A 24,410-nucleotide genomic window follows, 5' to 3' on the forward strand; every position below is an offset into this window, starting at 1 on the left:
AGCCTCCACGGCCGGTCAGACCAAAGAGTCCTTCCAGGCGCCGTGCAGGTCCGCGAAGCGTCCGCCGCCCCCGATCAGTTCTGCGGGCGATCCATCCTCAACAATGCGGCCGTTGTGGACCACCAGCACGCGGTCCGCCGTCTCCACCGTGGACAGTCTGTGGGCGATGATCAGCGCAGTCCTGCTGGCAGTGTCGGTGCCCGCGAGGAGCCGGGCCAGGCCGGCCTGCACCAGCCTCTCTGAAGGAATATCAAGCGAGGACGTTGCCTCGTCCAGGATCAGCACGGCCGGGCGGGCTAGGAACGCCCTTGCGAAACTGATGAGCTGGCGCTGGCCGGAGGACACCCGGCCGCCGCGCTTATTGACATCTGTGTCATAGCCGTCCGGCAGTTCAAGGATGAATTCATGTGCCCCTACGGACTTGGCTGCTTCCTCGATTTCGGCCCGGGAAGCCTCGGGCCGGCCCAGGGCGATGTTGTCAGCGACGGAACCGCTGAACAGGAAGGCCTCCTGTGTCACCATCACGATGTTCCGCCGCAGGTCCGTTGTGCTCAGGTTCCGGAGGTCCACCCCATCAAGGGTGAGGGAGCCTGAGGAGACATCGTAGAAGCGGGCGATCAGCTTGGCCAGGGTGGACTTTCCCGCTCCCGTCTGGCCTACCAGTGCAACGGTCTGGCCAGCCGGAATGTGCAGGTTAAGCGTGGGGACGATCACCGGCCCGTCGCCGTAGCGGAATTCCACGTCCTTGAAGTCGATTGCCCCCTTGGCGTTTTTCAGCGTGACGGGATTTTTGGGCGGCCGCACCGTCGGTACTTCTTCCAACAGCCCTGACACCTTCTCCAGCGCCGCCTGCGCACTCTGGAAGGAGTTGTAGAACATCGCCATCTGGTCCACCGGCTGGAAGAACCTTTTCGTGGAGAGGATGAGCGCCAACAGCACTCCCACTGCAATATCGCCGGTGAGGACGCGGAAACCGCCGAAGAGCAGGACCACAGCCACGCAGACGTTGCCGATCAGCACCAGTCCTGGCTGGAAGATGCCGTTGAGGTTAATGGAGCGGACGGTGACCAACCGGTAGTCCTCCGCGAGTTTTCCGTACCGTTCGGAATTTTCCCGTTCCTTGCGGAAGGCTTTCACGGCCCGGATGCCGGTCATGGTCTCCACGAAGTGCACGATCAGCCGGGCAGACACCACCCTGGATTCGCGGAAGGCGATCTGTGAATGCTTCTGGTACCAGCGGGCCAGGAAATACATCGGCACGCCGGCGGCCAGCACCAGCAGGCCGCTGCGCCAGTCCAGGGCGAACACGGTAATAGCGGTGAAGATCATAAACAGCATTCCGGACGCCAGCGAGCTGACCCCGGAATCCAGGAGTTCGCGAAGAGCCTCCAAGTCCGAAGTCTGCCGTGCAATGATCCGGCCGGACGTGTACTTCTCGTGGAACTCGAGGCTTAGGCGCTGAGTGTGCCGGAAAACCTTGAGGCGCAGGTCCAGCAGCATGGCCTGGCTCAACTTCGCCGTGGACGTGACGTACAGGGCGGTGAGTCCCGCCGTCGCAATCGCCGCGAGCAGATAGGCGACGCCGGTGAGCACCAGGGGCAGGTTATCTCCGGCCTGCAGCGCGGGCAGGGCATGGTCGATGCCAAAGGCGATGAGCGCCGGGCCGGCCACCCGCGCCGCCTGCGAGAGGACCACTGTGGCTATCGTCAGCCAGAACCGCAGCCGCACGGGCCGGATGAGGGAGCGCAGCAGTGCCAGCGACCGCCGTCGTACAGCCCTGCTGTCACTCCTGCTCAGGTGGGCGTTGTCTTCGTTGGCGGTGCCGAAGGTGGCCGTGCTCATCGGGTGACTTCCTCTGCCTGGATACCGGCTTCTTTGAGCTCCGACAGCTCGGAGTCCAGGTCCCGTGGTTCCTGGTCAAGGCTGGCGATGACGTAGCGGTAGTGATCGTTGCCGGCCAGCAATTCGGTGTGGGTCCCGACGGCGGTGATGCGCCCGTCCTCCAGCAGCGCCACCCGGTCCGCCAGCGCGACTGTGGACGGCCGGTGGGCCACGATCAGAGTGGTGGTGTCCTTCAGCACGGCCCGGAGCCGGGTCTCCACGAGTTCCTCGGTGTGAACGTCCAGGGCGGACAGCGGATCGTCGAGCACCAGCACGAGAGGGCGTGCGGCGATGGCACGGGCCAGGGCAATGCGCTGCCGCTGCCCGCCGGACAGGCTCAGGCCTTCCTCGCCGATGAGGGTCTCCAGGCCTTCGGGCAGGGAGTAGGCGAAGTGCGCCTGGGCCACGTCCAGCGCCTCCTCGAGAACCGCATCGTTGCGGACCGGGGCGCCGAGGAGGATGTTGTCCCGGACGGAATTGGAGAACAGGGTGGTGTCCTCGAAGGCCACTCCCACGATGCGGCGGAGTTCCTCCACGTCGAAGTCCCGCAGGTCCACGCCATCGATGGTGATGGAGCCATCGGTGACGTCGTACAGGCGGGGCACGAGCTGGATCATGGCGCTTTTGCCGCTTCCGGTGATGCCCACCAGGGCCATCGTCTCGCCGGGCCGGAGATCGAGGTTGATCTCCTTCAGGATGGGCTTGTCCGGAGCGTCCTCGAAGGCAAAAGTGGCGTTGTTGAAGCGGAGGGCACCGGCGAGCCGGCTGGGCAGCCGGGGCTCAGGGGGACTGGTGATGCTGTTGGCTGTGTCCATCACCTCGAAGTGACGGTCGACGGCGGTCTTGGCGGTGAGTGCCATGGCCAGCAGCATGCCGGAGAACTCAACGGGGGAGGCGATGACGGCGGCAGTGGCAAAAAAGGCCACCAGCGCGCCGATGCTCAGCTGCCCGCTGGCACACAGCATCACACCCACCACGAGTCCCGCGCCAAGGGCTAGTTCCGGCAACAAGGTGACCACCATTGTGAAGGTGGCCTGCTGGCGCGCCTTATCGATCTCCGTCTGGCGCAGTTCCTCGGCTTGTTCCTCGAAGTTTTCGAGGGCTTCCCGGCTGCGGCCAAAGGCTTTGAGCACGCGGATACCGTGGACCGACTCCTCCACGGTGGTGGCAAGGTCGCCGGCCTGGTCCTGGCTGCGGCGCGCCACCCTGCTGAAGCGGGTCCGGAACCGGAAGCTGTAGGCCATGATGGGCGCGGCAGCGGCCAGGAAGATGAGGGCCAGTTGCCAGCTCATCGCGAACATGACCCCGATTCCGATGATGACCGTCAGGGTGGTGACCACCAGCATGATGGCACCGAAGGCCATCCAGCGGCGCAAGAAGTTCAGGTCCGTCATGGCGCGGGAGAGAAGTTGGCCGGAACCCCACCGGTCGTGGAACGAGACCGTCAGGTCCTGCAGGTGGCCGTACAAGGAAACCCGCATCCGGGTCTCAACGGAGGTGGCAGGATTGATGACGAACTGCCGGCGAAGGGCCACCAGCCCGGCCTCCGCCACACCCAGTGCCAGGATGACGCCGGCCGGGATCCAGACGGCTTCGGTGGTGCCGCCCGGCTGGAGCGATTCGTTGATCAGTACCCGGAGAACCTGCGGAATGGCCAAGGCAACAACACTGGCCAGAAGTGCGCACAGAAGTCCCATGAGAAGCCGGGGGATGATTGGCCTGACATGGGGATAGAGACGGCTGATGGATCGAAAAAAAGATGTCTGCTTGGCCATGCCCGCTTCTCAAGCTCTAAAACGAATGTAGTTTCCCGTAGCAACTACCCTATGCCATGGCGTGAGCCGATTCACAGGCAACTATGCTGCGTTCAGAGGTTGGCCAGTTATTGCGATTGGCAATGACTCCCGTAACTGCAAGGCGGTTAGCTGGGTGAGGTGAGGGTAAGCAGGACGGCTTCCGGCCTGCAGGCGATGCGGACCGGGGCGAAGCGGGAAGTGCCGATGCCGCCCGAGACGTTGACCGGCGTCGTACTTCCGTTGCTTTGCCAGTCGTTAAGCCCCTTGGCCCGCCATGTGGGGAGATCACAGTTTGACACCAGCGCGCCGTAACCGGGGAGGCACAACTGACCGCCGTGCGTATGGCCGGCGAGCAGGAGGTCCGCGCCGTCCTCCGTAAAGTGGTCCAGCACGCGCTGGTAGGGGGCGTGGATGACGGCGACCTTGAGGTGCGGAGTGGCATTTTGGTTGATGGTGCCCCGGGGCCAGCCCGCGTAGCGTTCCCTGTTCAGGTGCGGATCGTCCACGCCGGAGAAGTCGAAACGGATGCCCTTCAGGACCACGGACTGGTGCCGGTTGGTCAGGTCCACCCAGCCGCCCATGCCGAAACCGGAACGCAGCCGCGGCCAGTCCAGCACGGTGGGTTTCGGTTTGGCACTGGATGGTCCCCGCAGGTACGAAGCCGGGTTTTTCAGGCTGGGGGCGAAGTAATCATTGGAACCGGGGACGAAGACGCCGGGGAACTCCATGAGGGGGCGGAGAGCCTGCAGAAGCGGGTCCACCGCCTTGGCGTGGCTGAGGTTGTCGCCTGTGTTGACCACCAGATCGGGTTCAAGACCGGCAAGTGATTCCAGCCAGGCAGCCTTCTTTTGCTGCCCGGGGACAAAGTGGATGTCGCTCAGATGGAGGACGCGGAATGGCGCCTGCCCGGGAGGGAGGATGTCCAGCGTCTCTTCGCGGAGCTCAAACTGGTTCTTCTCCCACAGGCCATAGCCAAAGGCGGCGATTCCGGCAGCAGCCCCGGCTCCTGCGGTGACGGCAAAGCCGCGCCCGATGGTTCGGGCGCGGCCGGCCAATGCACTGATCGGGATCATCGGGCTAATCGTCATTGTTCCCGTTTCCATTGCCGTTCCCGTTGTTGCTCGGCTCGGGGGCGGGCTCAGGGGCTGCCGGGGTGGAGTTAGCGGGCCCCTGCTCCTGGGGCGCTTCGGGTGCGGCGGAATTGTTGTCGCGGTTGAATCCACCGCCGCCGTAAAGCATCTCGTTTGGCGGCGCCGGGAAGGGTTCGGTACCGAACGACGGGGCGACCCGCGACATGAAGTTGGAGAACATGGGTCCGGCGATCATGTAGCCGTCGATGCCCTGGTAAAACGTTCCGTTGACGGTGATGTTCTGGCCGGAACGGCCTTGGGCGCCCAGCGGGTCACCGAACCAGGCAGCTGTGGCCAGGCCGGTGGTGTGGCCAACAACCCAGGTGGATCCGTTGTTGTTGGACGTACCGGTCTTTGCGCCGATCGGGAAGCTGGTCCGGGTGGAAATCCGGGGCTGGATCAACGAACCCGATCCCTGGTTGAGGACTTCCTGCAGGGCGTAGTTCACGCCGCGGGCGACCTCCGGCGTCACGGCGTCGCGGCAGCTGGTGGACTGTGCCGGAAGCTGGGCGCCGGTCTGGTCCGTGACGGACGAGATGGCGATGGGCTCGCAGTACTTTCCGTCATTGGCGAACGTAGCGAAGGCGCTGGCCATGGTGAGCGGGGCCGTCTGGGTGGAACCCAGCAGGTTGGCCAGCGTGGACATGTTGACCTTCGGGTTCGGTTCGGCGATCCTGCCTGCGTCATCGAGGACGATTTTGCCGTTCTGGTCCATCTTGGGCAGCCCGCCGTGGAGTCCGGTGGCGTCCACGATCTTCTGGATGCCGCAGAAGTCCAGCTGCGCTGCTGAGGCGAACGTGACGGTGTTGATGGAGTTGTACAGGCCTTCAAGGACGGACAGGGGGCGGTACCACTGGGGTTCGGCGTTCTGCAGGTCATCTGCCGTGCCCAGGTTCTGGTTCTTCTGTTCGGTGCTGTACCCGCCGGTCACCTGGCCGCAGGAGTTGCGCCAGGGGAAGCCCAGCGGGTAGACGCGCTGGGCTGCGTCAACCACGGTGTTCATGGACTTGCCCTCATTGAGCCACTGGGCAAACGTGAACGGCTTCATGGTGGACCCGGGCTGGGCGCCACCCAGGCCGTTAAGGTCGTTGCCGTCCTTATCCAGCTTGTCCACGTTGAAGTTCACCTGCGAGTCGAAGGACCCCTTGGCCGGCAGGAACTTCGTGTTCTGGGCCATTGAGACGATTTTGCCGCTGTTGGGTTGCACGGAGACCATGGCTGCGCCCCACTTGTCCGGGTTGGCGCCGGCCGAAGCGTTGACCTGCTCCTGAGCCACGGCCTGCGCGTTCGGATCCAATGTGGTCTTGATGGTCAGGCCGCCGCCGTAGATAAGGCGTTGCCGCTCTGCAAGTTCGGCGCCGTAGGCCGGGTTGTTCTCCAGCAGGTGGAGAACATAGTCACAGAAGTACGGGGCGGTGGAAGCGTAGGCGCAGCCCTGCTTCGGCTGGGTCACCTTGGTTTTCACCGGAGTGGCAACAGCAGCGTCGTGCTCAGCCTTCGTGATTTTGCCCTGGCTGAGCATCAGGCTCAGTACCAGGTCGCGGCGCTGTTTGGCGTTCTCCGGATTGCTGATGGGGTCGAACGCGGACGGGCTGTTGACCAGGCCCGCCAGCAGAGCAGCCTGGGGAAGGCTCAGGTTCTTGGCTGTGGTGCTGAAGAAGAAACGGGAGGCGGCTTCAATGCCGTACGCGTCGCGGTTGAAGAAGACGATGTTCAGGTAGCCCTCAAGGATCTGCTCCTTGCTGAACTCTTTCTCCAGGGCGATGGCCAGCTTCATTTCGCGGAGCTTGTCGCCCACACCCTTGTTCACACCATTGAGCTTGATGTCCTCGTCCCTGCCCTCGGCGGCGAGATTGGAGTTGAGGACATTGTTCACGTACTGCTGGGTGATGGTGGAGGCGCCCTGCCTGTTTCCGCGTGCGGTGCTGACAACTGCCCGCAGGATGCCTGTGGTGTCCACACCGCCGTGCTCATAAAAACGGCTGTCCTCGACGGCGATGACAGCTTCTTTCACGAAAGGCGAAATCTGGTTGAGGGCAACCTTGGTGCGGTTTTCCTTGTAGACGCTGGCGATCTCGCTGCCGTCCGCGGCCAAAATCCGGGTGGTCTGGTTGGGCGGATCCACCTTCAGCTCCGCCGGAAGGGTGTCGAAGAACTCGATCGAACCGCTGGCTGCGCTGCCTGAAACGGCCGCCGCGGGGACCAACAGGCCTGCTACCAGGACACCGCAAATAGCACTCACGCCAAGGAAGACCAGGATCTTTCCAAGGGTGGTGGCAGTGTCGAATAATGGGTTCTTACGAGGAGCCATGTTTTCCACTTTACCGGCAAGGACTAGTCTTTCTCTCATGACCAAATGGGAGTACGCCACGATTCCGCTCATTATTCACGCCACAAAGCAGATTCTGGACCAGTGGGGAGATGACGGCTGGGAGCTCGTCCAGGTAGTCCCCGGACCGGACGGAAACGGCCTGGTTGCCTACCTGAAGAGGGAGAAGCCTTAGCATGAGCGCTTCTGCAGAAGCCCACTCCGGCACGTCCGCTGCGCCGATCTCGGCCGTTGAGCAGCGGCTCGCCGAGTTGGGAATCACACTTCCTGAGGTTGCCGCGCCGGTAGCCGCCTACGTTCCGGCAGTAATCTCCGGCAACCACGTGTACACCTCCGGCCAGTTGCCCTTCGTCAACGGCAAGCTCGAGGCCACCGGCAAGGTTTCCGCCGGGACCGGGGGCTTCGCGGACGAGCCCACCGTTTCGCCGGAGGACGCACAGCGGTTCGCCGCAGTCTGCGCCGTCAACGCCCTGGCCGCCGTTAAGAGCGTCATCGGGGATCTGGACCGCATCACCCGCATTGTCAAGGTTGTGGGATTCGTCTCTTCAGACCCCTCCTTTACGGGACAGCCCGGCGTCATCAACGGTGCGTCGGAGCTGCTGGGCCGGGTCCTCGGTGACGCAGGCCAGCACGCGCGTTCCGCCGTCGGCGTTTCCGTGCTGCCTCTCGACTCTCCCGTAGAGGTCGAACTGATCGCCGAATTCAGCTAGGACCGGTCGCTTCCTTTGCCTCAGCTAGCCCGACGCCTGTTTGCACTCCCTCAGGATCTTGAAGGGGCAGCGCAGAGCTGGCTCGAACACGGCGAACGGACCCCGCGGGCCGCGCGCCTTGCTTCATCCGTTGTCCTGCTGCGTGATTCCCCCACCGGCCTGGAAACGTGGCTGGGTTACCGGCCCGGCTCCTCGCCGCTGGGGGTCCTCGCGTTCCCCGGCGGTTCCCTGGACGCTGCCGACGACGACCCCGTCGGCTGGCTGGGCCCCTCACCACAGCATTGGGCTGAGCAGATGGGGACGGACGACGTCGGGCTGGCGCGGCGGCACGTGCTGGGCGCCATCCGCGAACTCTTCGAGGAAACCGGAGTACTGCTTGCCGGTGCCGATATGGCAAGCACAGTCGAGGCCACGTCCACGCCGGAATACATGCGGGCCCGCCTTGCCGTGGCCGAGCAGGAAAAAACCTTTCCGGAGGTGCTGGCCAAGCGTGGGCTGTCCGTCCGGACCGACCTGCTGAAGTCCCTGGTGAACTGGCGCAGCCCGGACTTCGCGCACCGCAGGTTCGACACCCGCTACTTCGCCGCAACGGTGCCCCTGAACCAGCAGCCCACCCTGCTTGACGGCAAAGGGGTGTGGGGCCGGTGGGTGAATGCGGCCAATGTCATCGCCGGACGTGACACCACTGACCTCGGCGACGAGGTGGGCCAGGAAAACACCGTGGGGCGCACCCTCGGCGGCCTCCTGGTGCCAGGTTCCGAAATCATGCTCGAAAAAATGGCGGCTGCCAACGGGTGCATCGCCTACCTCAGCTACAAGCGCAAGGCCCACGTGTACCAGCCGCAGCTCGTGGAAGAAGACGGAAGGCTGCTGCTCGAAGTCGAAGCCGCAAAGACCACCGCCGGGGATCCCCAGCGCGAACGCTAGATGCGGCGGAGCGTTGAGTACGGGCGGCTGGGCAGGTTGCCTGCGGTCCACCGCCTCACGGGCGGTTCCAGCGGAATCTGCCCGTGGCCGTCTTTGACCACCAGGACCACCGTGCCGATTATCGCGGCAACTGACGCCAGGCCCAACAGGATCAACACAACAGCCATAGCCACGGACATTGCCATGCACCTCTAGCCCTAATTTTACCGCCGGGCTGCCGTGGACACGCAAAAGGCCGCCCCTTGGGGCGGCCTTTGTGCTGAGGGGACTAGCGGGAGCGCTGGCGGAGGCGCTGCATGTCCAGGATGACCACGGCGCGGGCTTCCAGGCGCAGCCAACCGCGCTGGACGAATTCGGCGAGGGCCTTGTTCACGGTCTCGCGGGAGGCGCCCACCAGCTGGGCCAGTTCTTCCTGCGTGAGTTCGTGGGCCACCAGGACACCGTCCGTGGCGGGCCGGCCGAAGCGGTCCGCCAGGTCCAGGAGGGCCTTGGCGACGCGGCCGGGAACGTCGGAGAACACCAGATCCGACAAGGAATCGTTGGTGCGGCGCAGCCGGCGGGCCAGGGCCTGCAGGAGCTGCGCGGAAACCTCGGGCCGGGTGCGCAGCAGGTTGTTCAGGCTTTCGTTCTTCAGCCCCGCCAGGCGGGTCTCGGACACCGCAGTGGCGGTGGCAGTGCGCGGGCTCGGATCGAACAGTGCCATTTCGCCGAAAAGTTCGCCCGGGCCGAGGATGGCCAGCAGGGATTCCCGGCCGTCGGGCGAGGTGCGCCCAAGCTTCACCTTGCCGGAGACGATGAAGTAGAGCTGGTCGCCCTGGTCGCCCTCACGGAAAACCGAAGCACCGCGGGAAAGGTCCACCTCGGTGAGCTCGTCCGTCAGCAGACGGAATGCGTCGTCGTCGAGCGTGGCGAAAAGTGGTGCTCGGCGCAGTACCTCGATGTCCATAAAATCTCCTGAATAAAAGTGTCGGCTGTGGCGCTTGTGCCATTGTTTCAGAATTTTCAAGGTTCTGTGACGAACTTGGCAGCCAAAACGCCCAAACGGCGGGCGCCGGGGGCGACGGGGACCCACAGAAGATTGTCAGCCTACGCCACTAGAATGGGGTTACAACTGCTTATAAGGAGCCTTAGTGGTCGGCTTGACTGTCCTGGACCTGGTCCTGATCCTGGCGCTGCTGTCCTATCTGATCTACGGCCTGCGTAACGGCTTCCTTGTGACAGTGGGCGGTATCGCCGGATTCGCTGCAGGAGCCGTGGCAGCTTTCTTCGCGGTCCCCCTCGTCAGCGGCTTTGTCGAGGACTCCGGGTGGCGGCTGACCGCCATCATTGCCGCCGCCGTCGCGCTGGTGGTTCTGGGGCATGGCCTCGGCACCATGATTGGCCGGACAATCCGCGGCGCAGTGCGGATCCGGCCCCTCCGCGCCGTTGACCGGCTGGTGGGCGGCGCCGTCAACGTGGTGGTTTCCGCGCTGGTTATGTCCATGCTGGCCTTCAGCGTCAGCTCCCTTGGTGTCCCCTTTGTTTCCCAGCAGCTGGCCGAATCCCGGGTCATCCGGTTCATCGACGGCCTGACGCCGGACCCCGTAAAAGCTACGATGGCGCAGTTGCGCTCGACGGTCATCGGCAACGGGATTCCTACCCTGATTCAGGGACTGGACCATGGCCCGGCAGCACCAGTGCCGGACGCCAGCACCGACACCCCTGCCTTGAACAGGGCCGCCGAATCTGTCCTGAGAATTGCCGGCACCGCTTACCACTGCGGCCAGAACCAGACCGGCACAGGCTTCGTTGTATCCGAGGACCGCGTTGTCACGAATGCGCACGTAGTGGCGGGCGTGTCGCAGCCGGTCGTGGAGATGCCCGACGGCGGCGCGATGCCCGGGCAGGTGGTCTACTTCGACACCCGGCATGACCTGGCGGTGCTGGCGGTTGAGGACCTGCCTGCCCAGCCGCTGGCCCTCAGCGCGGACCTGCCGAACGGCAGCGCGGCCGCGTTCGCCGGCTATCCGCACGGCGGCCCCTTCCAGTCCCGGCCGGCCACGGTCCAGGACATCACCACGGTGCTGGTGCCGGACATCTACGGCACCAACCCCTCCCCGGAAGAGATCTACCGGCTGGCTGGAAACGTCCAGCCAGGGAACTCCGGCGGTCCGCTGCTGACCACCGAAGGGCAGGTGGCGGGAGTGATCTTTGCGAAGGCGACGTCGGATGCAGAGATGGGATTCGCCATCACCATGGACGACCTCAACCCCGTGGCAGCCCAGGCGCCGTCACTGAGTGCGCCGGTTTCCTCGGGACAGTGCATTCAAAAATAGCTGCTTAACAAACCTCGGCCAGGTAGTCGATGGCCAGCTTGTAGCCGAACACCCCCGCGCCCACAATCACAGCTGAGCAGACCGGCGAGAGGAATGAGTGGTGGCGGAACTCCTCGCGCTGGTGCACGTTGGTGATGTGGACTTCCACCGCCGGCAGCTGCACCGCAGCCAGGGCATCACGCAGGGCAACCGACGTATGCGTGAAGGCACCGGCGTTCAGGACGATTCCGACGGCGGAGCCACGGGCCGCGTGGATGGTATCCAGCAGGACGCCCTCATGGTTTGACTGGACACACTCGGCCGCAAACCCGTGCGCCTCTGCAGTCCGGGCGGCCAGTTCCTCCACGTCGGCCAGGGTGGAGGTGCCGTACTTTTCCGGTTCGCGGGTGCCCAGGAGATTCAGGTTGGGTCCGTTGATTACCAGGATTGTTCCGCGGCTGATTGATGAAGAGGGTTCGGTCATGCCAGCAAATCTAGTGCCTTGAAACGGCTGGCGCGCATTCTTACCATCCAGTGCTCCGTACGCGCCCTTATGAGGCGTGGAAAGGGCGCGTACGGAGCAATCGATGGATTTTAGAGAGCCGTAAAGCGCACCAGCAGCGCGTGCTCAGGGTTGAGGATCGGCATTGGCACCCCCACCTCGGCCAGGAAGCGGCCGTTGGCCACTGCCCCGTCCGCCAGCCAGGCCGGCGGCTGGACCTGCGTATACGTGTGGGCGTAGTCGGTGTCGCCAGGGGTGGGGGAGATCGCCTCCACCCGGTACGTCCGGTCCCGATCAAGGCCGGGGATGGTCACTTTGCCGGGCTGCTCGGCAAACGTAGTGCGTGTGCTGACAAGGGCGAACAGCGCCGCCGTCGTGCCGGCCTGTGCTGGCCCGGCAGCAACCACGCCGTGCAGCATCAGGGACTCGTCCGGAACGTCGGCGCGGACCATCCGACCGCTGTGGATGAGGTCCCGGTGCTCCTTGAACAGTGCGATGAACCGCTTGAGTTCCTCCCGCTCGGCACCCGCGACCTGCCGGACGTCCCATTCCATGCCGAAATGCCCGAAGAGGGCCGTGATGGCCCGGAAGGACAGGTCGTGCGTGCGGGCCGTGGTGTGCGAGGTGGTGGGCCCGATGTGCCCGCCCACCAGTTCCGGCGGAACCACGAGCCCGGTCCAGCGCTGGATGGTCTGCCGCTCCAGTGCGTCGTTGCAGTCCGATGCCCAGATGCGGTCCGTCCGCTCCAGGATTCCCAGGTCCACGCGCGCGCCGCCGGAGGAGCAGCTTTCAATTTCGACGCCGGGGTGTCCCTTCTTGAGCGCGTCGAACAGCCGGTAGGCGGCAAGGGTCTGCTCGTGCACCGAGGCGCGTCCCCCGTGGCCATGCTCCAGCAGGTCCCGGTTCTGGTCCCACTTGAGGTAGCTGATGTTGTTTTCGCTCAGCAGGGCATCAATGCGGTCATGGATGTACTGCCACGCCTCAGGGTTCACCAGGTCGATGATGTGCTGGTTCCGCCACTCCAACGGCAGGCGGCCCCCGTCCTTGTAGGACACGGCGGCCGGACCCACGATCCAGTCGGGGTGTGCACGGGCAACGTCAGAGTCGAGGTTCACCATCTCCGGCTCCACCCACAGGCCGAATTCCATGCCCCGGGACGTGACGGCCTCGATCAGCGGGGTGAGCCCCTCGGGCCAGAGGGATTCGTCCACGTACCAGTCACCGAGGCCGGCGTGGTCGTCACGGCGCCCGCGGAACCAGCCGTCGTCGAGCACAAAGCGTTCGACGCCGAGCTCCGCGGCCGAGTCTGCCAGCTCGATCAGCGTGGAGAGATTGTGGTCGAAGTAGACAGCTTCCCAGGTGTTCAGCACCACCGGGCGGGGCTTGCCGCCGCCGGCGGCAGGGAGCACGTGGTGCGGGCGGGACCTGAACCAGCTGTAGAACGCCTCGCTGATCCCGTCCAGGCCGCGGTCCGAGTAAGCGGCAAACAGGGCAGGCGTGGTGTAGCTGGCGCCCGGCTCGAGGATGACCTCGGCCGGTCCCAGGAGTTCCGAACCGCCGATCATGGTGCGGCCATCGCCAAGGGTGTCAGTGAACTGCTCATGGTTGCCGCTCCACGCCAGGTGCGTGGCCCAGACCTTCCCGTGACGGTTGCCGAAGCCGGCGGTGCCGGCTGCCAGCAGGAGGGACGAATCGTGCCCGGTGCGGCCGTGCCGGCCGGTCCGCACCCACGTGCCCTGCTGGATGGCACGGCGCTGCGGGTGGTTTTCCCGGCACCAGCGGCCGGTCAGGTCAAGGAGCTCGACGGCGTCCGGGGCCACCGGGAGGACCGTCGCCAGTTCATCCAGCTGGTAAGGCGTGGTGCCGTCATTGGTGACGGTATGCCGCAACTCCAGCAGGCCGCCGTCGTGCAGCGTCAGGGTGGATTCGACAGAGATCGCGGCGTCCGGGTCCGCCTGGCCAATGAGGGCAGTGTTTCCCTCGGTGCGCGCTGACACCGTGCGAAGGCGCGGAGAGAAGTCGAGTCCGGAGACGCCGTCGGCGATGCGGTGGCCGCGGAGGCCCGGACGGCCGCGCCAGCTGGAGGAGGCCTGGGGCAGGAGGCCGGCGGGAACGGTGGCGTCGATGGCGGAGTGGGGGATCGGCTCACCGAGGATGGCGAGGTCCGGCAGGGCACTGCCGAGGTCCGCGCCCCAGTGAATGATCTCGGCCTCCCCGCTGTTGAAGCTGATCACCAGGCTGGTGCCGGCGGAACGGAGGTGGAGGGGGTCCATAGGATCTCTTTCGGTCTTCACAGTGTGCGTCCAATGACGCGGAACGGGTGGCTCAGAGGGGGGAAGAGGGTGGCTGGATGCCGCCGCCGCGAGGAGGGGACGGCGGCATCCAGTGGGTGGCTGCGACCACATACACAGCCACGCAGGGGGCAGGGCCTACTTGAGGAGGGCGTTGACCTGTTCGTTGGCTGCCGTGAGGGAGCTGGCTGGTGCCTTGCCTGAGACGACGGCGTCCATGGCGGGCTCCATGATGCCCTTGACCTTGGCGGTGTTGTCCGTGATGGGGTACAGGAACGTGGTTTTGTTCTTGACGTGGTCGGTGAACGCGGTGACGTCCACGCCCTTGGCCTTGAAGGCTTCGGCAGCCTTGTCCGAGGATGTCTTGATCGCGGGGAAGACCACGGCCTTGGAGGCTACAACGTCCTGGCAGTCAGCCGAGGCGAGGTACTCAACCCACTTGACCGACGCTTCCTTCTTCTCTGTCCCGGCCCAGATCGAATCGGCAAGACCGTTGAAGGTGGAGGCACGCCTGCCTTCGGGGCCTTCCGGCGTGGGAGCGATGCCCACCTTGATGCCCTTGTAGCCGGTGTATTGGCCGATCATCCAGGAGCCGTGGGCATTGATGGCGGACTTGCCTGCGGCAAAGGTGTCCGCCATGGCCGCACCCACAGTGGTCTCCAGCTTGGGCATGTATCCCTTTTCTGCGAGCCCGGCGAACCATTCCATGCTTTCCTGGAACTTGGGGTCGTCATAGTTGTACCTGGTGCCCCAAGGGTTCTTGTCGGTGTGGGACCAGCCGGTGGTGTTGGTGAAGTAGCTCCATTCGGTCTGGCCGGAGGAGTCACCGCCTCCGTTCAGGCCCAGGCCGTAGACAGCGACGTTGTTCTTGTCGAAGCCGGGCTCGTCGCCGCGTTTGCCGTTCTTGTCCACGGTGAGGTGGGCAATCACCTTTTCGTAGCTGCCGCCGTCTTTCGGGTTCCAGGTGAGGTCCTTCATCTGGTCCTCGGAGATGCCGGCGGCGGTCAGCATGGCCTTGTTGTAGAACAGGCCAATGGTGTCCCAGTCCTTGGGAAGTCCGTAGCGCTTGCCGTCCTGGCCCACCCAGAGATCGGCTAGGCCCTCCTGGTAAGCGGAGAGATCAATGTTGTCCTTTTCGACGGCGTCGTCAATGGCCAGCAGCTGCCCGTTCTCGGCCAGTTCGCCGTAGCGTCCCAGATGGTTCGTGAAGACGTCCGGCGCGGTGCCGCCAACGAAGCCGTTGGTAAGGGTGCTCCAGTAGTCGTCCCAGCCGCGCTGGGTGATTTTGACGGTGATGTCCGGGTTGGCCTTCGTGAAGTCGTCAGCGCACTGCTGGTAGGCGGGGAGCTGGTTGGCGTCCCACAGCCAGTAGCTGATCTCGCCCTTGGCGGCTTCTTCGGAGGAGGATCCGCTGCAGGCGGACAGTGAGAGTGCAACAGCTGCGGCGACGGCAACGGCGCCGAGGGATTTCTTCATGGTTCTACTTTCCGTTCGGGAATGGGATGGGAGTGCAGGGGTGGTGAGGGTGCTTATTTGATGCCGGAGAAGCCGATGGAGTTGACGATCTTCTTGCCGAAGGCGGCGAAGAGGATCAGCACCGGCAGGGCCGAGATGAGGGTCGCGGCCATCAGGCCGGACCAGTCGGGGGCGCCCTGCGGGGACTGGGATTTGAAGACGCCGAGCCCCACCTGGAGGACGCGGACTTCATCCTGCGATCCCACCAGCAGGGGCCAGAAGTATTCGTTCCACTGCCCGATGAAGGTGAGGAGGGCAAGTGTGGCGAGGGGGGCTGCGGCGTTGGGCAGGACAATCTGGAAGAAGATGCGCAGGTGCTTGGCGCCGTCGAGCATGGCCGCCTCCTCCACCTCACGGGACATGTTCAGGAAGAACTGCCGCAGGAAGAAGATGGCAAACGGGGTCATGAACACGTAGGGCAGGACCATGCCGAGCATCGTGTTGAGCAGGTCCAGGTTCTTGATCAGCAGGAAGTTGGGCAGGGCGGTAAAGATCGGCGGGGACCAACATCGTGCCCAGGAACAGGCTGAAGACCGCGTTGCGGCCCTTCCAGCGCAGGCGGGCGAAGGCGTAGGCGGCCATTGCGCTGAAGAAGACGGCGCCTGCGGTGGTGATGGAGGAAAAGATGATCGAGTTGCGCAGGTACAGCCAGAAATTGATGTCTGCTCCTGACCCGCCCTCTGCCAGGGCTTCCGCCGGCGACTGCAGCCCGAAGACCCGCTTGAAGGCGCCGAAGCTGAATTCTGCCGGCAGGAGACTGGCTGCGTTTGCGGCGAGCGCGTTGTTGGTGGACAACGCGGTGCGCAGGACCCAAAGAAACGGGAGGACGGAGACTGCGATGGCGAGGACCAGGAGGGCCCAGGCGCCGGCGCGGCGGGCATTGAAAGGACGACGGCGGCGGGTTGGGGCCGGCGTCGATGCGCGGCTGGTGGTGGTGGTCATGCGGGACTCCTAGTCCAGGTCCGATTCGTTGCCCTTGAGGAACTTCATCTGGATGAAGGCCACGAGGGCGAGGATGAGGAAGAGAATGACGGCGATGGCGGATCCGTAGCCGAAGTCCGACTCCGTGAAGGCGCGCTGGTAGATGTAGTACTGGATCACGCGGGTGGCGTTGACCGGGCCGCCCGCCGTGGTCACGGCGACCGTGTCGAAGACCTGGAAGGAGCCGATGACCGTTACCACGAGGACCAGGACCAGGACCGGGCGCAGCAGTGGGATGGTGATTTTCCGGAAGGTCTGGAACGCCGAGGCGCCGTCCAGTTTGGCTACTTCGTAGACGTGGCCGGGGATGGCCTGCAGTCCGGCAAAGATCAGAAGAGCGGTGTAGCCCATGTGGCGCCAGGTGTTGATCAAGGCCTGGGTGGGGATGGCCCACTCCTCGCTGCCGAAGAACGCGACCCGGGAGAGCCCGCTCCACTCGATGAACTGGTTCACCACACCAATCTGGTAGTCCAGCATCCAGAACCACAGCAATGCGGCGATCACGTTGGACATCAAGTAAGGCAGGAGCAGCGCGCCCCGGATGATTGTGGACTTCGCCACGTTGTGCATCAGGAGGGCAAGGCCTAGAGCCAGTGCAGTCTGGAGCACGATGTTGAGGAAGACGTACTGCCCGGTGACGGCCAGGGAATTCCAGAAAAGCGGATCCTTCGTGATCGCCGTGTAGTTGTCCATTCCGACCCATTCCGGGTCGCCGAGGATGTTGTACTCCGTGAAGCTCAGGTACACGCCGCGGATGGTTGGAACGACGTAGAAAACGATGAACCCGATCATGGCGGGGGCGATGAAGAGCAGTGCGATTTTGAGGTCCCCGAACCGGCGGAGGCCGCCGTGCGGCTTAGGGGAGTCCAGTGTTGGCGAAACGGCTCTTGAGTGTTTGGCAAGGGTGGTCATCTTCGACCCTTTCCTGACTGTGATGGGGGTAACAACTGGAAAGCAATCTACACGAGTAGAAATGTGGTTGCAAGGATTATTTCGCTACTTCTCCACCGAGCTTTCATCCATTCACTGGTTCTGTTGACTCGAGTAGATCCGCCTGCCACACTGGCCTTTTGACGGACAGCGCTTGCCCGGCGCCCCTCCCCACCCACGGAAGGCAAACAATGACGTTTTCAATAGGCGTAGTAGGAGCAGGACAGTTCGGCAGCCAGTTCGCCCACCTTTTCAATCTCCACCCCGGAGTAACCGCCGTGCATATGGTGGATGAGCTGCCGGAGCGTGCTGCGGAGACCGTGGACCGGTATCACCTCGCCGGCTCAAAGGGGAGCTTTGAAGAACTCCTGGCCTCCGACGTCGACGCCGTGGCCATATTCAGCCAACGGTGGACCCACGGTCCGCTCGTAGAGCAGGCGCTCCGGGCCGGAAAACACGTCTACTCGGCTGTTCCCATGGCAATTTCCGAGGAGGAGATTGCCCGCATCATTGAGGCGGTCCGGGAGACCGGCCTGGTGTACATGATGGGGGAGACCAGCTACTACAACCCTGCCACCGTGTATGCCCGCGAGCAGCATGCCGCCGGGAAGTTCGGCCGGATCTTCTACACCGAAGGCGACTACGTCCACGACATGGACCTGGGCTTCTACGAGGCGTACCAGTACAGCGGAGGTGACCGGTGGAAGGAAACCGCAAGCTACCCGCCGATGCTGTATCCCACCCACGCCGTGGGGGGAGTGCTGGGCGCGGTTCCCGCCCACGCGGTCAGCGTCAGCTGCGTAGGGGTCAGGGATGACCGCAACGACGGCGTCTTCGACAAGGACGTCAGCATGTCCGGCAACGACTTCTCCAACGCCACCGCACTCTTTGAACTGAACGACGGCGGCGTGATGCGCACCAACGAGATGCGCCGGGTGGGTTACCCCTCACACATCCGCGAATCCCGGTTCCGGTTCTTCGGCACCGAGGCCAGCTTCGAGCAATTGGCGAAAGTCACTGTCTGGCAGGACAAGATCAGCGTCCACGACATCTCCGAGCAACTGGAGACACGGCCCAGCTTGCCCTTGGACGATCCCTCGCTGGCCAACGTGGCCCCGGAGCTGCGGGACGCTTTTGTTTCCGGTCTGGCCCCGGTCCATAACCCCGAGCGGCTTCCGGAGGAGTTCCGGGGCGCACCCAACGGGCATGAAGGAAGCCACCACTTCCTGGTGGACGACTTCGTGACGGCGGTCAACCAGGGCACCCTTCCTCCCGTGAACGCCTGGGTGGCGGCCCGCTTTACCCTCCCGGGAATTGTGGCCCACCAGTCTGCCCTTCAAAACGGCGCGCGGCTTCCGATCCGTGATTTCGGTGATGCTCCGGGTGCGAGTACTTAATATGGACAGCATGACTACTCCGGCAGTGCAGGTGGCGCGAGGCGGACCCGTGACCCGTAAGGACGTTGCGCGCTATGCCGGCGTCAGCACCGCCGTCGTCAGTTACGTTGTCAACGGCGGGCCGAAGAAGGTGGCTCCTGCCACCGAAGCCAAGGTCCAGGACGCCATCCGCGTCCTGGGCTACCGCCCCAACGCGGCCGCCCGCGCGCTCAAGCTGGGTTCCAGCGAGACGCTGGGGCTTGTGGTTCCGGATATCTCCAACCCGTTCTTCTCCCTCTTCTCCCATGCCGTGGAAGATGCCGCCGCTGCCCTGGGGTACGCCCTGGTTTTGAGTAACTCGGACGGGAACCTCGCAAAGGAACGGCGGAATATCCGGAACCTCGCCGCAAGGCAGGTGGACGGCGTGCTGCTGGCAAGTGTCCTTTTTGAACCGGACCTGGAGGTCCTGGAAACGGCGGACATCCCTTCGGTCCTGCTGAACCAGGAACGGGACGCCCCCGGGTTCAACAGCATCGGCGTGGATCTCGCGGCCGGCGCCCGGATTGCCGTGGAACACCTGATTGGCCACGGACACACCAACATCGGGCTGGCCATGGGTACCAACGTCTCCGGCGCCACCGACGGCCGTGAGGTGGGCTGGCGGGAGGCCTTGCAGGCGGCCGGCCTGCCCGAAGGCCCGATTGTGTACAGCGCATTCACCCGGCCCGGCGGCTACCTTGCCGGTCAGCGCCTGCTGGCGTCGGTGAACCGGCCTACAGCCATTTTCGCCACCTCGGACATGCAGGCGATCGGCCTGCTCCGGGCGGTCCATGAGGCAGGGCTGGCCGTCCCGGGCGAGATCGCGGTGGCCTCCTTTGACGGTTCCGCCGAGTCCGAATACTCCTGGCCGCCGCTGACCACGGTTGAACAGCCTGTTGCCGGCATGGCGGAAGCTGCGGTGGCAGCGCTGGTGGGAGCCAGCCGCGGCGAGAAGCCCCGGCACCGGATCTTCGACACCACCCTGCACGTCCGGCAATCCTGCGGCTGCCCGTAATGCCTTCCGCGCTAGAGCTCCGCGAGCCGCAGCCGGCCCACCCGCTCCTGCAGGATGCGTTGCGCCTCGGTGCCGAGGCCGGGATCACTGATGACCTCGTCCACCTCCTCAAGCGCAGCGATTGAACTGATGCCCAGCAGCCCCCACTTGGTGTGGTCGGCGAGCACCACGGTTTTGCGTGCGGCGGCCACGAACGCCCGGTCCGTCTCGGCTTCCAGCAGGTTGGGAGTAGTGAATCCTGCGGCGGCATCCATCCCGTGGACACCCAGGAACAGCACGTCCAGGTGCAGTTGCTTGAGGGCGCCGGTTGCGATGGGGCCCACCAGGGCGTCCGACGGCGTGCGCTCGCCGCCGATCAGGATCACCGTTGAGGCGAAGCGGGCGGAACCGGCGGAAGCGCCATGATGGAACAAGTCTGCGATGCGCACCGAGTTGGTGACCACCGTGATCCGGGGGCCGTTGGTGAGTTCCTTGGCCAGCGCCCACGTGGTGGTGCCTGCGCTGAGGCCTACCGCCATGCCTTCCTGCACCAGGCCGGCTGCTTCCACCGCGATGGCCCGCTTCTCGGCAGTCAACTGGGTGGATTTGAGGTCGAAGCCGGGCTCGTGGGTACTGGTGTCGCCCGGAATTTTCGCCCCGCCGTGGATGCGCTCAAGGCGGCCGCCCTCCTCCAGCACTTCGATGTCACGGCGGACTGTCATCAGGGATACGCCCAGCTGCTGCGCCAGGTCTGAAACCCGGACAACCCGTTCGCGCTGAAGAGCGTCCAAAATAGCCTGGTGGCGTGCGACGGCAAGCATCTAAGCGATCCTTCAGGGCAGGGGGCAGGGCTGCTCCCAGCATACGACGACGGCGCCGCCCGGCCGTTCGGTGGGCCGCGCCGTCGTCGTGCGCCTGCTTTGCCTACTTCCGGAGCGACTCCGCGATCTGTTGCATGATGGTCGGGTCCGAGAGGGTGGTGGCGTCGCCCGGATCCCGGCCTTCGGCGACGTCCTTGAGGAGGCGCCGCATGATCTTGCCTGAGCGGGTCTTGGGCAGTTCGGGGACCACCAGGATGTTCTTCGGCTTCGCGATGGGGCCGATCTCCTTACCCACGTGGTTGCGAAGTTCCTGGACGGTTTCATCGCCGTTGTTGGCGGCGTCCCCGCGCAGGATCACGAACGCGACGACGGCCTGCCCGGTTGTCTCGTCGGTTGCGCCCACGACGGCGGCCTCGGCCACGGCGGGGTGGGATACGAGGGCGGATTCGATTTCGGTGGTGGAGAGCCGGTGCCCGGAGATGTTCATGACATCGTCCACCCGGCCCAGGAGCCAGATGTCGCCGTCCTCGTCCTTTTTGGCGCCGTCCCCGGCGAAGTACATGTTCTCGAAGCGGGACCAGTAGGTGTCCTTGAAACGTTCGGGGTCGCCCCAGATGCCGCGGAGCATGGCGGGCCAGGGTTCGCGGATCACCAGGAACCCACCGTGACCGTCGGGCACGGATTCGCCCATCTCGTCCACCACGTCCACGGCGATGCCGGGCAGCGGGACCTGCGCCGAGCCCGGCTTGGTGGCGGTGACGCCGGGCAGCGGGGCGATCATCTGCGCGCCGGTCTCGGTCTGCCACCACGTGTCCACGATGGGGGTCCGGTCTCCGCCAATGACCTTCCGGTACCACATCCAGGCCTCGGGGTTGATGGGTTCGCCCACGGAACCGAGCACCCGGAGGGAGATCAGGTCGTACTTGTCCGGGATTTCCCGGCCCCACTTCATAAACGTCCGGATAGCCGTGGGAGCGGTGTAGAGGATGGAGACCTTATACTTCTCCACGATCTCCCACCAGCGGCCCTGGTGCGGGGAATCCGGGGTGCCCTCGTACATCACCTGCGTGGCGCCGTTGATGAGCGGTGCGTAGGCGACGTAGGAGTGGCCGGTGACCCAGCCGACGTCGGCCGTGCACCAGTACACGTCCGTGTCCGGGTGCAGGTCGAACACTGCCTTATGCGTGTACGCGGTCTGGGTGAGGTACCCGCCGGTGGTGTGCAGGATGCCCTTCGGCTTCCCGGTGGTCCCGGAGGTGTAGAGGATGAAGAGCGGGTGCTCGGAATCATGGCCCACCGCGGTGTGCTCGGGGGAGGCGGCGTCCACGGTGTCGGCCCACCAGTGGTCCCGGCCCTCGTGCCAGTCCACGTCCTGGCCGTTGCGCTTGACCACCACCACGTTCTGCACCGTGTGGCCATCTGCATCTCCCTGGCGGGACAACGCTTCATCCACCGCGGACTTCAGGGCGCTGGGCTTGCCCCGCCGGTAGGTGCCGTCAGCGGTGACCACCAGTTTCGCCTCGGCGTCGTCGATCCTGGACCGCAGGGCGTCCGCGGAGAAGCCGCCGAACACCACCGAGTGCACGGCACCGATCCGGGCGCAGGCCAGTAGGGTGATGACTGCTTCGGGAATCATCGGCAGGTAGACGGCCACCCGGTCACCCTTGACCACGCCCAGGGACTCGAAGGCGTTGGCGGCCTTCTTCACCTCTTCGGTGAGCTGGGAGTAAGTGTAGGTGCGGGTGTCGCCGGGTTCGCCCTCGAAGTAGATGGCCACCCGGTCACCGCGTCCGTTCTCCACATGCCGGTCCAGCGCGTTGTAGGCGGCGTTGACTTCCCCGCCCACGAACCACTTCGCGAACGGCGGGTTGGACCAGTCAAGTGCCTGGTCAAAGTCCTTGCTCCAGGTCAGCAGCTCCCGGGCCTTCTTCGCCCAGAAAGCGGGACGGTCAGCAGCAGCTTCCTCATACTCCCCGGCGGTGACAACGGCGTCAGCAGCGAACTCAGGAGACGGTGGAAACGCCCGGGTCTCGTGAAGCAGGTTTTCAAAGGCATCGCCCTGCTGGCCGCCCTGCCCCGAGCCTGAAGGAGCGGTGGCCGTGGAGCTTGAAGTGTCGTGGGACATGTGAACCTCATCATTCATCGATCTTTGCTGCGCGGAGATCCGCCGCCGGGCTCCGCCGCCTGCACGACGCCGGGCACCTGCTGGGTACGGACTTCCGCAAAGAGCCGTTCCGGAATCAAGACTAATGCTTGCCCGGCAGTGCATGTGTGCGGTGTCACAGACCACCCCGTGAACGGCATTTATTAAGCGATGAATGGCTGCAGGCCCAACCTCCGGCAGGCATTCCGCGCCGTGCCCAGCTAGTGATCAGTCAGGCTGTTGACTAGGCTGAGATGGAATTGTGACTTCACTGCGGACCGCCCTCCCCGCCCCGGGCAAGCGCCCGGGACGGGTCGGATCCGCTTTAAGACGGCACGGTTTCGGGGCCACCAGCCCTGGTGCCGCCACGCTAAGGAGAACAGAATGAACCAGCAGAGCTTTGGCCATAAAATTGGCCCCGATACGGAGGCAGGCTCCAGCACCACCGGCGCCGGCCCGGCTTCGGGCACCAGCCAACAGGCCACAACCGGATTGAAGGGCGGCGCGAACGCCCACCAGGCGGTGCTCGGTCCATTCACCATCCGCGACCTCGCCGTGTTTGCCGCCACCGTAATCCTGTTCGTTGCTTCCCTGCTCCCCATGTTCGGCGGGCGGTACAACCTGTGGAACCTGAACAACCTCTTCTTCCTGGGGCTGGGCATCGTCCTGCCCCTGGCAGTGAGCGCCCTCTTTGCCGCGCGGAGGCTGGCGCCGGGCACGAAGATCCGCATCGGTTCGCTGTCCATTGACCAGTTCGCTTCCGTGGTGGCGTCTTTCGCCGTCGCCTTTTTCTTCCTGTCCGTGGCCGGAGCCTACGTTCCCAGTCTCCTGGTGGGCCTGATCGGGGCCGTGGTGCTTTTCGCCGTGACGGTCCTCGGCCGGTTCCTTCCGTACATCTCCCCGGACTTCCAGGGCCGGACCGAAGCCCCGGCGCATGTGGTGGCCCGGGAAGCAGCCGTTCCCGTCCAGAAGCCGCGGGCGCCCAAACCGCCGAAGGCTGAGTCAGGCAAGGCAGACTCCAGCAAGGCTGTGCCCGCTTCCGCTGCCAAGGCAGCAGGCGGAGCGCTGTTCGGCGGTGCCGGAGCCGGTTCCTCCGCCGTCCAGCCGGGCACCTCGCACCACGCACCCGCAACAGCAGCGGTTCCCACTGCGGCGCCCGCCGCCGGGGCCACGGGCGCTGCCCCGGTTTCAACCGCACCCGAGGTTTCCGACTTCACCTCCGCAGGTGACCCGGGGCCTGCAACCCAGGCCGCCGACGTCGTCCGTCCCTCCGCAGCTCCGGCGGCGGAAGAGACGCAGTTGGGAGACATCCCCACGGCCGGTGCTGCTGCCGGCCCGGGTGCCTCGGCTGCTGCGGCCCATCAGTCTGCGGCCCAGCAGTCTGCCGGCCAACACGACGGCGGCGCCACGGCGGCGCCTGCGGCCCAGGGGACATGGGAGCCGCCCGCCGCTACGGCGGTGCACCAGCAGGTCCGTGTCGAAGAGCCCATCGGGGCAACGGTGGACCCGTCAAGCCGGCCCGAGGAATCAGAGGAACAGCCCATCCACGAGGCTTTCTGGTTTGCTGTGGCGCAGCACCGTACAGCCTTCGACCCCCGCACCGGGGCCCCCGCTTTCGTCATTGAGCCGGGCGGCTGGGTGCTCGCCCTCGAAGACCGCGGACACGAGTTCCTGGTCCAGCACACCGATGGACGGCTGGGCGTGCTGCGCGACCTCACCAATATCGAGCGCGGCTAACACATGGCCTCGCC

The 24,410-nt window shown here is 64.9% G+C and carries 19 protein-coding genes and 1 pseudogene; 7 read left to right on the forward strand and 13 right to left on the reverse strand.

Annotation, left to right across the window (positions count from 1 at the left end):
- Positions 1 to 15 precede the first annotated feature (15 nt).
- From QFZ70_RS02445 to QFZ70_RS02460, 4 genes are all read right to left on the reverse strand, one after another.
- The gene (locus tag QFZ70_RS02445; RefSeq protein WP_307093934.1) at positions 16 to 1,842 is read right to left on the reverse strand and encodes an ABC transporter ATP-binding protein; all 1,827 of its coding nucleotides are present in this window, start codon (positions 1,840 to 1,842) and stop codon (positions 16 to 18) included.
- Positions 1,839 to 3,656 (reverse strand): ABC transporter ATP-binding protein, encoded by a 1,818-nt coding sequence (locus tag QFZ70_RS02450; RefSeq protein WP_307093935.1) that lies wholly within the window; start codon positions 3,654 to 3,656, stop codon positions 1,839 to 1,841. Before QFZ70_RS02450 ends, QFZ70_RS02445 begins: the two co-directional genes overlap by 4 nt.
- A 146-nt stretch (positions 3,657 to 3,802) precedes the next feature.
- Entirely contained in the window at positions 3,803 to 4,765 is a 963-nt protein-coding gene (locus QFZ70_RS02455) for a metallophosphoesterase (protein ID WP_373461512.1), read from the reverse strand.
- Positions 4,755 to 7,118 (reverse strand): transglycosylase domain-containing protein, encoded by a 2,364-nt coding sequence (locus QFZ70_RS02460; RefSeq protein WP_307093936.1) that lies wholly within the window; start codon positions 7,116 to 7,118, stop codon positions 4,755 to 4,757. Before QFZ70_RS02460 ends, QFZ70_RS02455 begins: the two co-directional genes overlap by 11 nt.
- A 37-nt stretch (positions 7,119 to 7,155) precedes the next feature.
- On the opposite strand from QFZ70_RS02460, the gene QFZ70_RS02465 reads away from it, so the two are divergent.
- Genes QFZ70_RS02465 through QFZ70_RS02475 form a run of 3 tightly spaced genes read left to right on the forward strand, consistent with a single transcriptional unit; the run spans position 7,156 to position 8,773 of the window.
- Positions 7,156 to 7,311 (forward strand): DUF4177 domain-containing protein, encoded by a 156-nt coding sequence (locus QFZ70_RS02465; RefSeq protein WP_146336647.1) that lies wholly within the window; start codon positions 7,156 to 7,158, stop codon positions 7,309 to 7,311.
- 1 nt (position 7,312) lies between these two features.
- Entirely contained in the window at positions 7,313 to 7,846 is a 534-nt protein-coding gene (locus QFZ70_RS02470; protein WP_307093937.1) for a RidA family protein, read from the forward strand.
- Positions 7,847 to 7,861: 15 nt separating this feature from the next.
- On the forward strand, positions 7,862 to 8,773 hold the full coding sequence (locus tag QFZ70_RS02475; protein WP_307093938.1) for an NUDIX hydrolase: 912 nt from the start codon (positions 7,862 to 7,864) through the stop codon (positions 8,771 to 8,773).
- Here the strand turns inward: QFZ70_RS02475 and QFZ70_RS02480 are convergent.
- Both QFZ70_RS02480 and QFZ70_RS02485 read right to left on the reverse strand, forming a co-directional pair.
- Complete coding sequence (locus QFZ70_RS02480; protein WP_307093939.1) at positions 8,770 to 8,952, reverse strand: hypothetical protein; 183 nt, start codon at positions 8,950 to 8,952, stop codon at positions 8,770 to 8,772. The two genes, QFZ70_RS02475 and QFZ70_RS02480, sit on opposite strands and share 4 nt — an antisense overlap.
- 89 nt (positions 8,953 to 9,041) lie before the next feature.
- Positions 9,042 to 9,719, reverse strand: coding sequence for a Crp/Fnr family transcriptional regulator (locus QFZ70_RS02485; protein WP_009359192.1), 678 nt, complete (start codon positions 9,717 to 9,719; stop codon positions 9,042 to 9,044).
- A 184-nt stretch (positions 9,720 to 9,903) separates the two neighbouring features.
- Between QFZ70_RS02485 and QFZ70_RS02490 the strand changes: the two genes are divergently transcribed.
- Positions 9,904 to 11,088, forward strand: a complete 1,185-nt coding sequence (locus tag QFZ70_RS02490) for a MarP family serine protease (RefSeq protein ID WP_307093940.1) — start codon at positions 9,904 to 9,906, stop codon at positions 11,086 to 11,088.
- 4 nt (positions 11,089 to 11,092) lie between these two features.
- Here QFZ70_RS02490 and aroQ read toward each other — a convergent pair whose 3' ends face one another.
- The 5 genes and pseudogenes from aroQ to QFZ70_RS02515 form a co-directional block, all read right to left on the reverse strand.
- Positions 11,093 to 11,551, reverse strand: coding sequence for a type II 3-dehydroquinate dehydratase (aroQ, locus tag QFZ70_RS02495; protein WP_307093941.1), 459 nt, complete (start codon positions 11,549 to 11,551; stop codon positions 11,093 to 11,095).
- A 110-nt stretch (positions 11,552 to 11,661) separates the two neighbouring features.
- Positions 11,662 to 13,842 carry an alpha-galactosidase gene (locus QFZ70_RS02500; RefSeq protein WP_307093942.1) on the reverse strand — a complete coding sequence of 727 codons (2,181 nt, stop codon included), beginning with the start codon at positions 13,840 to 13,842 and terminating at the stop codon, positions 11,662 to 11,664.
- A gap of 156 nt (positions 13,843 to 13,998) precedes the next feature.
- Positions 13,999 to 15,336 (reverse strand): sugar ABC transporter substrate-binding protein, encoded by a 1,338-nt coding sequence (locus tag QFZ70_RS02505; RefSeq protein WP_307093943.1) that lies wholly within the window; start codon positions 15,334 to 15,336, stop codon positions 13,999 to 14,001.
- Between the two features lie 53 nt (positions 15,337 to 15,389).
- A pseudogene (locus QFZ70_RS02510) lies at positions 15,390 to 16,317 on the reverse strand (carbohydrate ABC transporter permease).
- Positions 16,318 to 16,326: 9 nt separating this feature from the next.
- Positions 16,327 to 17,268, reverse strand: a complete 942-nt coding sequence (locus tag QFZ70_RS02515; RefSeq protein ID WP_373461513.1) for a carbohydrate ABC transporter permease — start codon at positions 17,266 to 17,268, stop codon at positions 16,327 to 16,329.
- A 209-nt stretch (positions 17,269 to 17,477) separates the two neighbouring features.
- Here QFZ70_RS02515 and QFZ70_RS02520 point away from each other — a divergent pair, with 209 nt between their 5' ends.
- Together QFZ70_RS02520 and QFZ70_RS02525 are read left to right on the forward strand one after the other, a co-directional pair.
- The gene (locus QFZ70_RS02520) at positions 17,478 to 18,683 is read left to right on the forward strand and encodes a Gfo/Idh/MocA family protein (protein WP_307093944.1); all 1,206 of its coding nucleotides are present in this window, start codon (positions 17,478 to 17,480) and stop codon (positions 18,681 to 18,683) included.
- A 10-nt stretch (positions 18,684 to 18,693) separates the two neighbouring features.
- Positions 18,694 to 19,716 (forward strand): LacI family DNA-binding transcriptional regulator, encoded by a 1,023-nt coding sequence (locus QFZ70_RS02525; protein WP_307093945.1) that lies wholly within the window; start codon positions 18,694 to 18,696, stop codon positions 19,714 to 19,716.
- 11 nt (positions 19,717 to 19,727) lie between these two features.
- On the opposite strand, the gene QFZ70_RS02530 is transcribed toward QFZ70_RS02525, so the two are convergent.
- Positions 19,728 to 20,516 (reverse strand): DeoR/GlpR family DNA-binding transcription regulator, encoded by a 789-nt coding sequence (locus tag QFZ70_RS02530; protein WP_307093946.1) that lies wholly within the window; start codon positions 20,514 to 20,516, stop codon positions 19,728 to 19,730.
- Between the two features lie 103 nt (positions 20,517 to 20,619).
- A complete protein-coding gene (gene acs / locus QFZ70_RS02535; protein WP_307093947.1) occupies positions 20,620 to 22,641 on the reverse strand; it encodes an acetate--CoA ligase in 2,022 nt (673 codons plus the stop codon).
- Positions 22,642 to 23,043: 402 nt separating this feature from the next.
- On the opposite strand from acs, the gene QFZ70_RS02540 reads away from it, so the two are divergent.
- A complete protein-coding gene (locus QFZ70_RS02540; protein WP_307093948.1) occupies positions 23,044 to 24,396 on the forward strand; it encodes a hypothetical protein in 1,353 nt (450 codons plus the stop codon).
- Positions 24,397 to 24,410: the final 14 nt, after the last annotated feature.

Origin of the sequence: Arthrobacter sp. V1I9 (genome assembly GCF_030817075.1) — a bacterium.
In the GTDB taxonomy this organism is placed as follows: Bacteria; Actinomycetota; Actinomycetes; order Actinomycetales; family Micrococcaceae; genus Arthrobacter.